The organism is Curtobacterium flaccumfaciens (genome assembly GCF_004361695.1).
GTDB lineage: Bacteria > Actinomycetota > Actinomycetes > Actinomycetales > Microbacteriaceae > Curtobacterium > Curtobacterium flaccumfaciens_B.
On record NZ_SNVW01000016.1, the window covers coordinates 1 to 13,884 of the forward strand.

Annotated in this window: 9 protein-coding genes; 6 read left to right on the top strand and 3 right to left on the bottom strand. The window is 71.6% G+C overall.

Annotated elements, in window-relative coordinates:
* Positions 1-2,162, bottom strand: a 2,162-nt coding sequence (locus EDF64_RS16855) for a hypothetical protein (protein ID WP_133521119.1), incomplete at its 3' end; no start/stop codon positions are given.
* A gap of 100 nt (positions 2,163-2,262) precedes the next feature.
* Between EDF64_RS16855 and EDF64_RS16860 the strand changes: the two genes are divergently transcribed.
* Entirely contained in the window at positions 2,263-3,408 is a 1,146-nt protein-coding gene (locus EDF64_RS16860; protein ID WP_243736438.1) for a class I SAM-dependent methyltransferase, read from the top strand.
* A 24-nt stretch (positions 3,409-3,432) separates the two neighbouring features.
* Positions 3,433-5,835, top strand: coding sequence for a M60 family metallopeptidase (locus EDF64_RS16865; RefSeq protein WP_133521121.1), 2,403 nt, complete (start codon positions 3,433-3,435; stop codon positions 5,833-5,835).
* Between the two features lie 119 nt (positions 5,836-5,954).
* Here the strand turns inward: EDF64_RS16865 and EDF64_RS16870 are convergent, their stop codons facing one another.
* The gene (locus tag EDF64_RS16870) at positions 5,955-6,785 is read right to left on the bottom strand and encodes an aldo/keto reductase (RefSeq protein ID WP_133521122.1); all 831 of its coding nucleotides are present in this window, start codon (positions 6,783-6,785) and stop codon (positions 5,955-5,957) included.
* A gap of 88 nt (positions 6,786-6,873) precedes the next feature.
* On the bottom strand, positions 6,874-7,272 hold the full coding sequence (locus EDF64_RS16875; protein WP_133521123.1) for a pilus assembly protein CpaE: 399 nt from the start codon (positions 7,270-7,272) through the stop codon (positions 6,874-6,876).
* A 232-nt stretch (positions 7,273-7,504) separates the two neighbouring features.
* Here EDF64_RS16875 and EDF64_RS16880 point away from each other — a divergent pair, with 232 nt between their 5' ends.
* The 4 genes from EDF64_RS16880 (at position 7,505) to EDF64_RS16895 (ending at position 13,876) form a co-directional block, all read left to right on the top strand.
* Positions 7,505-10,201, top strand: a complete 2,697-nt coding sequence (locus EDF64_RS16880) for a glycoside hydrolase family 2 protein (RefSeq protein WP_133521124.1) — start codon at positions 7,505-7,507, stop codon at positions 10,199-10,201.
* 88 nt (positions 10,202-10,289) lie between these two features.
* Positions 10,290-11,801, top strand: a complete 1,512-nt coding sequence (locus EDF64_RS16885) for a sugar transferase (RefSeq protein ID WP_133521125.1) — start codon at positions 10,290-10,292, stop codon at positions 11,799-11,801.
* 178 nt (positions 11,802-11,979) lie between these two features.
* Positions 11,980-12,273 carry a twin-arginine translocase TatA/TatE family subunit gene (gene tatA / locus EDF64_RS18460; RefSeq protein WP_208108936.1) on the top strand — a complete coding sequence of 98 codons (294 nt, stop codon included), beginning with the start codon at positions 11,980-11,982 and terminating at the stop codon, positions 12,271-12,273.
* A gap of 199 nt (positions 12,274-12,472) precedes the next feature.
* Positions 12,473-13,876: an MFS transporter gene (locus EDF64_RS16895; RefSeq protein ID WP_133521126.1), complete on the top strand. Its 1,404-nt coding sequence runs from the start codon at positions 12,473-12,475 to the stop codon at positions 13,874-13,876.
* The last annotated feature ends 8 nt before the right edge of the window (positions 13,877-13,884 follow it).

Consider the following 13,884-nt stretch of genomic DNA (forward strand, 5'->3'; position numbering starts at 1 on the left):
GCGCGCTTGGTGGCGCCGACCGTGGTCTCGAACAGCGTGGTGCCGTTCTGGTCGGTCGCGGTGATGGTCGCGCCGGCCTCGGCGGAACCGGTGAACGCCTTGCTACCAGGCGTGTAGGTGTTCGACTCTCCGACACCGTCGACCTCCAGGGTCCGCGGGAGCGGGAAGGCTTCGGAGAGCTTGCCGAACTGGAACACCTTGACGGTGAGCTCCCGGTCCTTCAGCGCCTTCGGGAGGTCCAACGCGAAGCGGTTGTTGAGCACGGGACTCGATGCCACGACCTCATCGCCGTCGAAGGCCCACAGCACCGCATCGACGCCGACGCCGAGGCGCCCGTACAGCGACTGCGCGCCGTCGGGGTGGACGTAGATCGTCTCGACGTCGGGCATCCCGATCGAGGGGTCGTGCTCCGGTGCCGTCAGGTGGACGGTGATCGGTGCGGACTCCGCGTCGTTCGCGCCGACGGCGACGATCCGAACGGTCGCGCCGGACTGCTTCGCGGGGATCTTCACGGCGAAGCGACCACCGGCGGCATCCGCGTGCTCGACCGGCTCATCGCCGATGAACGCACGGACACGAGCACCGTCCTCGACGGACCCGACCACGAGGTAGTCGCCGTCGTCGGCGTACGTCAGCGGCTCGGCAGCCGGAGCCACGGGGTCGCTCGGCGCTGCGGGCGTCGACGGGACCTCGCCCGGGACGAGGTCGACAGCCATGCGCAGGGAGTGCGAGTCGCCGTACCCGGGCCGCGTGCCGACCAGGTCGATGGTCTTGCCGAGGTACTTCCGGTCGACGGTGAGCGAGTACTTCCCGTCGGCTCCGGCCTGGTCGGACCTGCCGATGCGGGCGAACCCGTCGTAGGCGATCACGAACGAGCCGGGCGCGATCGTGCCGGCCACCGTGACGAAGAGGATGTTCTCGCCGATCTCCGAGACGGTCGGGCGTTCGTACGACGGGTCGACCGACGATCCCTTGAGCTGGTACGGCGTGGTGGCGACCGGCTTCTCGTCCGCGAATGCCGTCAGGGTGATCCGTTCGCCCGTTAACCGCGAGTCGACGAACAAGCTGTACTTGCCGTCGGGTCGGACGGCGGCGTGACCGCCCGTGGTCTCGCCCGACGCAGTCACGGCGCGGACCACTCGGGCGCCGTTGGCGTGCCCGTCGATGATGAAGGTCCCGGAGGCGAGACGCTCGACCTTGTCGATCGTGATCACGGTTGCGTCGTCCTCCGCCACGGTGAACGCGATGTTCTCCATCGTCGAGGTCCGTCCGTCCGTCGTGGTCTGGGTGAACGTGACCTCGTAGCCGTCCTTCGCGGTGAGATCGGCCGTGCCCCGCCAGCTCCCGATGCCGTTGCGAGCCGTCGTCGCCTGCTCTCGGAAGAGCTCGTCGCCGTCTTGGTCGGTCGCGATGATCGTCGCGCCCGACTCTGCCGTGCCGGCGAAGTCCTTCGTGCCGGGGGTGTAGACGTTGGTCTCGCCGAGCCCGTCCACCTGGATCGGACGTGGGACCGGAGTCCGCTCGGAGATCCTGCCGTCGGGGCCGAACTGGACGAGGTCGAGCGGCTTGTCGGCGATGTCCGCCGGGGCCTCGAAGAAGGGGAACGCGACGCCCTGTCGGTGTGCTTCGATCACGCGGTCACCGTCGAGGAGCCACACCGTGTTGGCGTCCACCTGTGCTGCCGGCGTGATGCGCTGGCGTCCGTTCGGGAACGACCAGACCTTCTCGATCTCGGGCTTCGTGAGCGAGGGATCGACCGTCGTCTCCGGAAGGGCGACCTGCGTCGCTGCGGATCGGGAACCGTCGGCGGCGACGGCGATCAGTTCGATGGTGCTCCCTGCGGCGGAGAGCGGAACCACCACGGTGTACGCCTTCCGGGCGAACAGCGTCTGTGCTTCCGCGATGTCGACGCCGTCGTGCTGCGCGACCACCTTCTCCGCACCGGGCGCCAGGCCGCGGAGTCGGAACTCGCCGGCCACGTTCCGGAACACGTCCTGCTGGTCGGGTGCGTCGACCGCGGTCGTGGCGGGCGTCGACGGCGTCGCCGAGGTCGTCGGGGACGGGGTCTGCGCTGCGGCGGCGGGCGTTACGGCGACGAAGGTCGTGCCGATCACGGCGAGGGCACAGGCGGCTGCGGAACTGCGGGCTCGGAACGATGTCATGGGATCTCCTGGAGTGTGCGGGTTTCCCAAGCTATTCGAATGTGATATTTCAACTCGACACAATGCTGAGTGCGAGGACTCCCATGGGTACGCTGGCGCGGTGCCACTCGACTTCGCCGACCGCTTCCGCCGCGACTCCGACGAGAGCCCGGACATCCTGGCGATCGACGGGACGGACCGCTTCCTGCTCGACGAGGCACCGCACGTGCACGGGGACGCGCTCCGGCAGCCGGGTGCCGTGACGATCGTGGACGACCTGCGCGGCGTCCTGACGGTCGGGGTGCTCGCCGTGCACGGCGCGACCAACGTCCGGGTCGTGCAGGACTCGCTCGTCGGGCAGCGCGCACTGCAGGCCTACGCCGGCACGTTCGGGCACCGCGGCTTCCACCACCCGGCGTCGTTCGAGGACGCCTTCCGTGACGCGCGCCTGGTGATCCTGCGGCTGACGAAGTCGAACGACCGGCTCGACGAGATCGCCCGTGCCGTCGCCCGGTTCGCCTCGCCCGACGTGGTGCTGCTCTGCGGCGGCCGGACGAAGTTCATGACGCTGTCGCAGAACGACGTGCTGCGCCGGTACTTCGGGGACGTGGTCGCGTCGCGCGGTCGTGCGAAGTCGCGCCTGCTCATCGCGCAGGACCCGCTCACGGCGGCCGCCAACCGCGCCGCCGTGACGTCGCCGTGGCCGCGGGTCGTCCACAACGACGAGCTGGGCATGTCGATCGCGGCGCACGGCGGGGTCTTCGCCGGGGCGACGCTCGACATGGGGACGCGCGTCCTGCTCGAGGCGATGGACGATGCCGTCCCGACCGCCCGGGTCGCCGTCGACCTCGGCAGCGGCAACGGCGTGATCGCGACGGAGATCGCGCGTCGTCGCGCAGGCCTCCGGGTGATCGCGACGGACGTGTCGAACACCGCGGTCTGGAGCTCACGGGCGACGGCCGACCTCAACGGTGTCGGCGATCGCGTCGTCACCGTGCGGACCGACGCCGGCGACGAACTCGACGAGGGGTCCGCGCAGCTCGTGCTGTGCAACCCGCCGTTCCACGCAGACACCACGGTGACCACGGATGCGGCCGAGGCGATGTTCCGGAACGCGGCCACGATCCTCCAGTCCGGCGGTGAACTGTGGTGCGTCTGGAACTCGCACCTGCGCTACCGGCCGGTGCTCGAGAAGGTCGTCGGGCCGACGCGTCAGGTCGTCCGGACCGACCGGTTCACCGTGACGGCATCGATCGCCCGCGAGTGAGAAGCACAATGTAAAATATCAAGCATGCCTCGTTCTCTCCTCGTCGTCGCGCTCGCCACCGCCGCGCTCCTGACCACCGGGTTCATCGTCGACCCGCCGTCGGCGACGGCCTCGGTCGGCCCGCCTGAGACGTCGATCGAGCACGCGGCCGACGGCACGTCCACGCGGGTGCTCGTGCACGGCATCGGCACCGCGGCGGCCGCCGCCGGGAACGAGGGACGGAAGTACACCCACAGCGACCTCCAGCCGGCCGGGCGCTTCGTCGCCGACGGCGAGCAGGTCGTCGTGACGGTCCCCGCAGACGCACCCGCGATGGAGGTCGCCATCGGACTCATCGGGACCTACTCCGCCCACAACGCCGGCCGCGACGTCGGGTACCGCCGGACCGCGCTCACGACCGGGCGGAACGTCGTCACCGCGCCGCACGACGGCATGGTCTCGCTGATCAGCACCGCGGACGGCGGCCAGGCCACGGCGACCGTCAGCGGCGGCGAGGCGGTGCCCGTGTTCGTCCGCGGTGAATCCACCAACGCGTCCTTCGCCCAGCAGATGCAGCGCTACGCGGGCGCGCCGTTCGTCGAGGTCGTCGCCGACCGGATGTTCGGGGACTTCCAGAAGCCGCGGACCGGCTCGATCATCGCCGCGGACGACCTCGAGGCCCGGACGGCGAACTGGGACCGGGTCGTCGAACTCACCAACGAGACGTACGGCCTGGTCGACGGTGCGGTCGGGACGTCGCGGAAGCACGCGCACCGGATCCACATCGTGTCGCCCGACAGCGGGGCCGGGTACGCCAACGCGTCCAACGCCAGGATCATGTTCCAGGTGAACACCGCGGCTGCTGGTGACCTGTTCCGGGCGACCCCGGCCGCGCAGTGGGGGCTCTGGCACGAGATCGGGCACACCTACGAGTCCTCGATCAACTCGTTCCCGGGAACCGCCGAGACGATCACGAACCTCTCCGCGCTGGCCGTGCAGGAGCGGCTCGGGTTCGGCAGCCGCTGGGACGAGAGCATCTCGGCGTTCGAGGCGTACTTCGCATCGGAGGACCGGAACTGGGTCGCGGCGCACGACCGGATCCGGCTGCTGGCGTGGGAACAGCTGCGACGGGCGTTCGGCGACCACTTCCTGCCGCGGTTCTTCCAGGCGCTCCGGACCGAGGCGGCGCTCACCAACGTCACGGTCGTGACGAACGACGAGAAGCACGCGCTCTTCGTGCGGACGGCATCGCGGATCGCCGATCGTGACCTCGCACCGTTCTACGACGCGCTCGGGTTCCCGATGTCCGACGAGACACGGGCCGCGATCGGTGCGTACCCGGACCTCGAGCAGCGCATCTGGGACAACGTCGACTCGACGAAGCGGATCACCGAGCGGATCATCCCGGCGTACGACCCGCCGGTCGGCACGGTCACCGGTGCCCTGCCGGACGTGCCCGTCGGACGGTGGGACCTCGCCGCTCCCACGGTCACCGGGCTCGGGACGGTGAGCGGGACCCAGGGCGCGCGAGTCGTCGGGGCCGTGGGTTCGGCCGAGGCCGTCGGTGCGGACGCGGCGAAGCTGGCCGTCCGGCTGCAGAGCGCGAACGGCACCGAGGACGCGATCGTCCTCCGCGCCGACGCGGTCGGGGGGAACTCGATCGTCGCGCGCGGGCAGTCGAACCGCGTGGTCGGGACGCTCTCCGTCGACGCCGCGGCCGACCGGCTGCGCTGGCACCCGTTCACCTCGTACGGCGCGCATGCGTCCTACGCGGACAAGGAGTACCTGACGATCGTGCTCCTCGACTCCGACGGCAAGCAGGTCACGACCGGCACCGTGCGCGGCAACCAGAACGGATCCGCACTGAACGCGGTGTTCGGGGAACACGCGTACCGCGACGGCCAGTTCCTGCTCGTGAGTCACCAGCAGCCGACCCTGCTCACGGCGTACCGCGACGGCGTCGAGGTGCAGGACGGCGGGCTCCCGCAGGCCTTCCGCCTGCAGGACGGTCGGCTCGAGCCGGTCGACCGCGAGGCCATCCCCGGCTGGCAGTCCATCCGCCCGGGTACCTCCGCCGAGGTGGCCCTCGCTCGCGGAGCCGACACGGCCGTCCCGGCAGCGCTCGAGGTCCATGCCCGGATCACGAGGATCGCGGCAACGGTGACGTTCTCGGCTCCCGCGGGGACGACGTTCGCGGCCGGACAGACCACACTCGCCGGGTTCTACAGCGCGCCGGGCATCGGCTGGACCGGGAGCGCGAACCTCGTCCTGCGGAACGGGACGCGGAGCGCCGACGGCGGGACGCTCTCGTACACGCTCGCGACCGGCGGGGGGTTCCAGCTCTCGCCGGGAGCGTCGATGCGGTGGTCACCCGTCGTCAGCACGCCGTCCGGGGCGCAGGCAGGGGCCGGGCAGCTCGGCATCCTGGCCGAGGGCACGGCCGGGTAGCGCGACGACGCAACGACGCGACGACGCGACGACGCGACGCCGCGGCGCCGCGGCGACGCGGCGACGGAGCGGCGAAGGGCGGCCGCGCACTGCGCGACCGCCCTCCGTCGAACGACTGGCTACGCCGGGACGTAGTCGAACGTGTCCGGGTCCGGACCCGTCCGGTGGCCCTTGTCGAGGCCGGAGATGTCCGTCATGTCCTCGCCGGAGAGCTCGAAGTCGAAGATCGCGAAGTTCTCCTCGACGCGGGCACGGGTGACCGACTTCGGGAAGACGATGTCCCCACGCTGGATGTGCCAGCGGAGCACGACCTGCGCGGGCGACTTGCCGTGCGCGGAGGCGATGCGGGTGATGGTCTCGTCGTCGAGCACGAGGCCCTGCGCGATCGGGGACCAGGCCTCGGTCGCGATGCCGAGCTCGGAGTCGACGGCACGGAGCTCGTCCTGCGTCAGGTACGGGTGCACCTCGATCTGGTTGACGGCCGGCGTGATGGTCGTCTCCGCGATGAGGCGGCGGAGGTGGTGCGCCTGGAAGTTCGAGACGCCGATCGAGCGGGCGGTGCCGGCGTGGTACAGCTCCTCGAGGGCCTTCCACGTGGGGACGAAGTCCGACACGGTGGGCAGCGGCCAGTGGATGAGGAACAGGTCGGTGTAGCCGCCGAGCAGGTCGGCCGACTTCTTGCCGTTCTCCAGCGCCGCCTCGGGTGCGTGGAAGCCGTTGTTGAGCTTCGAGGTGACGAAGATCTCCGAGCGGTCGATGCCGGACTCGGCGATGGCCTCGCCGACCTCTTTCTCGTTGCCGTACATCTCGGCGGTGTCGATGTGGCGGTAGCCGACCTCGAGTGCGGCGAGCGTCGCGGCCTTCGTCTCGGAGGGGTCGATCTGGAAGACGCCGAAGCCGAGCTGCGGGATGGTCTTGCCGTCGTTCAGGGTGATGTTCGGAACGGTCATGTCCCCATGCAACCAAAGGCCCCCCAGGAGCCATTCCGGAAACGCCCAGCCGGGCGCGCCGCCCCGGGCCAAAGCGGCGCGCCGCCCGTCAGGCCAGCGCGGCGCCGATGTACGCGAGCAGCGCCTGCCCGTACGCATCGGCAGCGACCGGCTCCGAGAAGGTCCGGGCCGCGCCGGAGATCGTCGCGGTCACGGTGAAGCCCGCCTCGAGCGACACGAACGCCGGCCCGAGCAGTTCCCGCAGCTGGTCCTCGCGCGGCAGCCAGAGCGACTCCGACGCCTCGACCGAGTCGAGCGCCCACTCGGTCGTGCCGTTGAACCCGAGCACGGTGCCGGACGGGAAGTCGTGCCGTTCGACGGTCATCTCGGACACCGTGTAGACGTCGTCGTCGACGCCGGGCTTGTCGATGACGAACCGGTCGCCGGTGGTGGGGTGCCAGCGGAGCCCGGCCGCGCGGAGGGAACGGGCGAGTGCGGGAGCGATCACCTGACCCACACTGCCACGGAACGCCGGACTCAGACGTTGCAGAGGGCAAGCCGTACTAGCATCGCCGAGCACCCTACGCGCGGCCGCACCAGCGTCCGCGCGCGCGACGCGACGACGCCCGGCCAACCGGTGTCGCGCCTCCAGGCCGCCCGAACCGGCCCCGAGGCGGGCAGCCGGCCGGCGTCCCGACCCGTGGCGGACACCACCCCGTCCGCCGAAGAGAAGGACCCGCATGACCCTCGAACGCGAGGAACTCCGCGACGACTGGACCGTGAGCATGGTCGCAGGAACCGGTGCGCCGGACGGCGTCGCAGGCCGCGCGATCCGGGCGACGGTCCCCGGACAGGTGCACACCGACCTGGAGCGCGAGGGACTGCTGGCCGACCCGACGTCCGACCGCAACGAGGACGCCGCGAAGTGGGTCGGCCGTGCGGACTGGTCGTACCAGCGCACGGTGGACGTCGACCCGCGGGGCTTCGAGCGCGTCGACCTGGTGTGCGACGGCCTCGACACGGTGGCCGAGCTGAGCCTCGACGGCGTCGTCGTCGGCACGACCCGCAACATGCACCGTCGCTACCGCTTCGACGCCCGCGACCAGACCGGTGGCGTCGGCCGGGGGGACAAGACGCTCGAGCTGCTGTTCGAGTCGCCCTACCGCGAGGCAGGCCGCGTGGCGGCCAAGGCGGGCAGCATGCCCGGCCCGTACGACGAACCGTTCCCGTACATCCGCAAGATGGCGTCGAACTTCGGCTGGGACTGGGGGCTCACCGCGGTGACGAGCGGCCCGTGGCGTCCGGTCGCGATCGAGCGCTGGTCCACGGCTCGCCTGCGCGACGTGCGGCCGCTGGTCGACGTCGAGGCCGGCGAGGGCGTGCTCGACGCGCACATCACGGTCGAGCGGTCGGGGATGAACGACCTCGACCAGGACGGCGAGGACGACGACCTCGTGCTGGTCGTCACCGTCAGCGGGGAGACCGCCGAGGGGACGGCGACCCGGCAGCGGTCGCGCGCGCAGCTCACCCCGAAGGACGACGAGACCGTGGTCACCGTCCGGGTGCCCGACGTGCAGCGCTGGTGGCCCCGGGGCTACGGCGAGCAGGCTCGGTACGACGTGGTCGTCGAGCTGCAGACCGTCGACGGCGAGGTCCTCGACCGCGAGGCGTTCCGCACCGGCTTCCGGTCGACCCGGGTGGACACCACCTCGGACGCCGTCGGCAAGCCGTTCACCATCCACGTCAACGGCACACCGATCGACGTGCGGGGCGTGAACTGGATCCCCGACGACGTCATCGTGTCGCGGGTCGACCGCGCGCGCGTGCACGGCCGCCTGCTGGCCGCCGCCGACCTCAACGTCAACCTCGTGCGGGTCTGGGGTGGCGGGGTCTACGAGTCGAACGACTTCTACGACGTCTGCGACGAGCTCGGCCTGCTCGTCTGGCAGGACTTCCCCTTCGCCTGCTCGGCCTACCCCGAGGTCGAGCCGATCCGCAGCGAGGTCATCGCCGAGGCGCGCGACAACGTCGCCCGGCTGTCGCGGCACCCCTCGCTGGTGCTCTGGAACGGCAACAACGAGAACATCTGGCTGCACGACGCCGACGGCTGGGGCGAGGAGCTCGGCGACCGCGGCTGGGGCCTCGACTACTACCTCGATCTGCTGCCGACGATCGTCGACGCGGTGGACCCGTCGCGGTTCTACACGGTCGCGTCGCCCTGGTCGGGTGCCGAGTCGCTGCCCGCGAACGACGTCGACCACGAGACGCACCACTCCTGGGACGTCTGGAATCGGTTGTCCGACGACCACTACCGCGACTCCGTGCCCCGGTTCGTGTCCGAGTTCGGCTGGCAGGCGCCGCCCGCGTGGCGCACGCTGCGCGAGGCGGTCGCGGACGAGCCGCTCCGCGTGGACTCGCCCGGCGTGGTGCACCACCAGAAGGCCGCCGACGGGATGGGCAAGCTCGCCCGTGGGCTCGAGCCCCGGTTCGGCGCCGTCGACCCCGCCGCGTTCGACACGTGGCTGTACCTCACCCAGCTCCAGCAGGCGCGGGCGATCGCGACGGGCGTCGAGCACTGGCGCACGCACTGGCCGCGCAACACCGGTGTCGTCGTGTGGCAGCTCAACGACCTGTGGCCGGTGTCCTCGTGGTCGGCGATCGACTCGGCGGGGCGGCTCAAGCCGCTGGCGCACGAGCTGCGCCGGCTCTACGACGACGTGCTGCTGACGATCCGTCCGGTGGGGACGCCCGCCGCGTCGGCTCCGGCTGACGACGCGGACGGGCCTGGAGGCGCGGATCACCCCGCGTCGTCGGCTCCCGTCGACGGGACGGCTGAGCTGGACGACCCGGCGGACACCCTGTCGCTCGGGGTCTCGCCCGGGGCGTTCGGCCACTCGCCGATCGAGGTCGCCGTCCGCTCCACCCGGACCGGGCACGACAGCGTGGTGCGCGTGCGGCGGATCACGCTCGCCGGTGCCGTGCTCGCCGAGGTCACGCTCCCGGTGCACCTGTCCGCGGCCGGGGTCGCCGTCGTGGCGCTGCCCGAGTCCGTCGGCGTCGTGGACGACCCCACGAACGAGCTCGTCGTGGCGGACATGGACTGGCGCCGCGCGGTGTGGACCCCGGCGCCGGACAAGGACATGCGGTGGGAGCCGGCGCGGTACCGGACGTCGTTCACCCCGGTGGGCGACGACGGCCTGCAGCTCGTCGTCGAGGCCGAGGGACTGGTGCGGGACCTGCTCGTCCAGCCCGACCGGGTCGCCGCGACCGGCACCGTCGACCGCGGGTTCATGACCCTGCTGCCCGGCGAGACCGTGTCGTTCCGGCTGCGCGGCGTGACCGAGGCGAACGTCCCGGCACTCCGGCAGGCCCCGGTGATCACCACGCTCGACCGCGAACTCGGCATTGATATCCGGAGTACCAGAGTGATATATTGACAGGACGCCCCGCGCAGTCGCATCCCCTCGGCTGTGCGGGGCGTCCGGTCGACCTCCCGTCGCCGGTGGCCCGCAGGAGGTCCCTTCGATGTCACTCGCACTCCGCCCCTCGTCCGCGCCGGGCAGGTCAGGCACATCAGGCGCGTCGGGCACGTCGGCATCCCCCGATCACACCTCGTCGGTCCGCGGTCGGCGTCAGGCCTCGTCGGCGACGGCCACCGCGCTGCTCGATCTGGCCCTGCTCCTCGTGGCGTTCGGAGTGGCGCACCTCCTCCGGTTCCCGTGGGAGCTGCCCAGCGGGTCGGTCGACGCGGGGTGGATCGAGTTCGTCGTGGCCCCGGCGATCGTCCTGGTCTGGATGGCGCTGCTGTCCGCCTTCCGCACCCGTGACCCCCGCATCACCGGCATCGGCGGGGACGAGTACCGCCGGCTGCTGACCGCGAGCCTGCTGGCCGGCGGGAGCGTCGCCGTGGTCGCGTACGCGGCGAGCATCGACCTCGCCCGCGGGTACGTCGCCATCGCCTTCCCGCTCGGCCTGTTGCTGCTCGCCCTCGGCCGCAAGACGCTGCGCACCGCACTCTTCCGGCGCCGGGCTCGCGGGGAGCGACTGCAGCAGGTCCTGCTCGTCGGTGACGCCGAGGACGTCCGCTACGTCGGCCGTCGGATCGCTGCGACGCCGACGGCCGGGTACCGCGTCCGGGCCGTCGTCACGGACTGCGCGGCGGTCGGGGCGGACATCGACCTCGACGGCGCGGTCGTGCCCGTGCTGGGCGGCATCGACGACGTCCTCGACCTCGCACGCACGCAGGACGTCTCGGCGGTCGTCGTCGCGGGCGCGGTCCGAGGCGGGCACGAGCGGCTGCGGCGCCTCGGCTGGCAGCTGGAGGAGCACGACGTCGAGCTCGTCGTGTCCTCGCCCCTGGCCGACATCGCCGCCGGACGCGTGCACGAACGACCCGTCGACGGCCTCCCGCTCATGCACGTCGAGACGCCGGACTACCGCCGCCGGGTCGGCAAGCGAGCGCTCGACGTGGTGGGCGCGGGACTCGGGCTGCTGCTGCTCGCACCCGTGTTCGCCGGCATCGCCCTGGTCATCCGCGCCGACGACCGCGGCCCGGTGTTCTTCCGCCAGATCCGCGTGGGTCGGGGCGGGCGGGAGTTCTCGATCCTCAAGTTCCGCACGATGTGCACCGATGCCGAGGCACGCGTGGCCGCGCTCGAGCAGGCGAACGAGGGGGCGGGGCCGCTGTTCAAGATGAAGGCCGACCCGCGGGTCACCCGGGTGGGCGCCGTCCTGCGGCGAACGTCGCTCGACGAGCTCCCGCAGCTCTGGAACGTCCTGACGGGGTCGATGAGCCTGGTCGGACCGCGTCCGGCGCTCCCGCGCGAGGTCGCCCTGTACGAGGACTTCGCCGACCGCCGGCTCCTCGTCACGCCGGGCATCACCGGGCTGTGGCAGGTCAGTGGCCGATCGGACCTCGACTGGGTCGACGGCGTCCGGCTCGACCTGCACTACGTCGAGAACTGGTCCTTCGTGCACGACGTGGTGATCCTCGCCCGGACGATCCCCTCGGTGCTGCGCTCCCGCGGCGCGTACTGACGCACGAGCCCAAGCTCGGGCCCGTGCCGGGGCTGCAGCCTGGGTGAACGGTGTCCGTCGGGGGCCTGGCCTGTGATTCCCGGGGCGTGCGGGTTACGATGGGGGAACGACGGACTTCCGCCGCACGCGTCGACGGTGACTCGGAGACGGCGACCAGATCCAGATTCAAGGAGTCATGATGCTCGGAAACCTCGGTGGCGTCCACCTGCTGATCATCCTCGGGATCGTCATCCTGCTGTTCGGTGCGACCAAGCTCCCGGCGCTCGCCAAGGGCCTCGGTCAGTCGATCAACATCTTCAAGAAGGAGATGAGCGACGACGAGAAGAAGGCCAAGGGTGCCGACGGCGTGAACAACACGACCGTCCAGGGTGGGTCCGTCCAGAACGCCGCGGCCGAGCCGGTCGCCCCCGTCGCACAGCCGGTCGTGAACCCCGGCCCCTCGGTGCAGCCCAACTCCGACTCCCGGAACTAGGCAGCGCCTCCCGAACCCAGGACTCCCAGCCCCGTCCTGTCGGCAGCCCCCGTGACCCATCCGGTCACGGGGGCTTCGTCGTGCCGGAGCGAGCGCGCCTGCCACGGGGAGCGCCCGGAGCGGTGCGGGCGGGGCGGGTGTCCGACCGGGGGAGCGGGAGGGACAGGCGCGATGGTCCGGAGTGGCGGAGGATGAGCGCATGAGCTCTCCGACCGCGCCGTCGTCGTCCACGGCACCGCTCCGTGACGACCGGCGCGTCGTGCTGGTGGTGGCGATCCTGTCGTCGTTCGTGGTGGGCCTCGACTCGAGCGTCGTGAACGTCGCACTGCCGGCGATCCGCGACGAGCTCGGCGGTGGCCTGGTCGTGCAGCAGTGGACCGTCGACGCGTACCTCGTGACGCTCGGGTCGCTCATCCTCGTCGCCGGCAGTCTGTCCGACCTGTTCGGCCGGGTGCGGATCATCACCTGGGGGCTGGTGGTCTTCGGGATCGCCTCCGTGGCGTGCGCGATCGCGCCCACTGGCGAGGTGCTCATCGTGGCGCGGGCGTTCCAGGGCGTCGGGGGTGCGCTGGTGACCCCGAGTGCGCTGGCGCTCATCGTCGCGGCGTTCCGCGGGGCCGCCCAGGCGAAGGCGATCGGCACGTGGACGGCGTGGTCGAGCGCGGCGACGATCCTCGGGCCGGTCGTCGGCGGCCTCATCGTGGACGGCATCGGCTGGCGCTGGATCTTCGTGCTGACGGCGATCCCCATCGCGGTGACGATCCCGCTCGTGCGGCGGATCCAGGCCGAGGTGCGGGTCGGTCCCCGGGCGAAGGTGGACGTGGTCGGTGCGGTGCTCGCCGTGGTGGGCGTCGGTGGCGTGGTGCTCGGGCTCATCGAGCAGGAGCGGCTGGGGTGGGGTGCGCCGGTCGTCGTCGCTGCGCTGGTGATCGGTGCCGCTGCCCTGGCGGCGTTCGTGCCCTGGGAGCTCCACGTGACGCGGACCTCGGGCGGCCCGCTGGTGCCGCTCGAGCTGTTCCGGGCGCGGAACTTCGCGGTCGGCAACCTGGCGACCCTGTCGATCTACGGCGCGCTCGGCATGGTGTTCTTCGTGGTGACGCTGTTCCTGCAGGAGGTCTGGCACTTCCCGGCCTGGCTCGCCGGGCTCGCGACACTGCCCCCGACGGTCATGCTCCTGCTGCTCTCGACCACGGTCGGGGCAGCGGCGGGGAAGTACGGCCCGCGGTGGTTCATGGCCGCCGGGCCCGCGGTCGGTGCGGTCGGGGCGCTCCTGCTGCTCTTCGCCGGCAGCGACCCGGCCGGGTACTGGTGGTCGGTGTTCCCCGGGCTGGTCCTCATGGGGACGGGGATCTCGGTCATGGTGACGCCGTTGACGAGCGCCGTGCTGGGCTCGGTCCCGCAGTCCGAGGCGGGCTCGGGCTCGGCGGTGAACAACGCGGTGGCGCGCATCGCCGGGCTGGTGACGGTGGCGCTGGCGGGCGTCCTCCTCGGTGGCGAGGTGAGCGTCGACGGCCTGCACCGGGCCATGCTGGTGATGGCGCTGCTCCTGCTCGCCGGCGCGGTCGTCAGTGCCGTCGGGATCCGCAACCCGAAGACGGAATAGCCCCTCCC

What these genes read in the sequence shown, in the direction of transcription:
- EDF64_RS16865 (WP_133521121.1), top strand. Translation starts at nt 3,433, where the DNA reads ATGCCTCGTTCTCTCCTCGTCGTCGCGCTCGCCACCGCCGCGCTCCTG.
- EDF64_RS16870 (WP_133521122.1), bottom strand. Translation starts at nt 6,785, where the DNA reads ATGACCGTTCCGAACATCACCCTGAACGACGGCAAGACCATCCCGCAG.
- EDF64_RS16880 (WP_133521124.1), top strand. Translation starts at nt 7,505, where the DNA reads ATGACCCTCGAACGCGAGGAACTCCGCGACGACTGGACCGTGAGCATG.
- EDF64_RS16885 (WP_133521125.1), top strand. Translation starts at nt 10,290, where the DNA reads ATGTCACTCGCACTCCGCCCCTCGTCCGCGCCGGGCAGGTCAGGCACA.
- tatA (WP_208108936.1), top strand. Translation starts at nt 11,980, where the DNA reads ATGCTCGGAAACCTCGGTGGCGTCCACCTGCTGATCATCCTCGGGATC.
- EDF64_RS16895 (WP_133521126.1), top strand. Translation starts at nt 12,473, where the DNA reads ATGAGCTCTCCGACCGCGCCGTCGTCGTCCACGGCACCGCTCCGTGAC.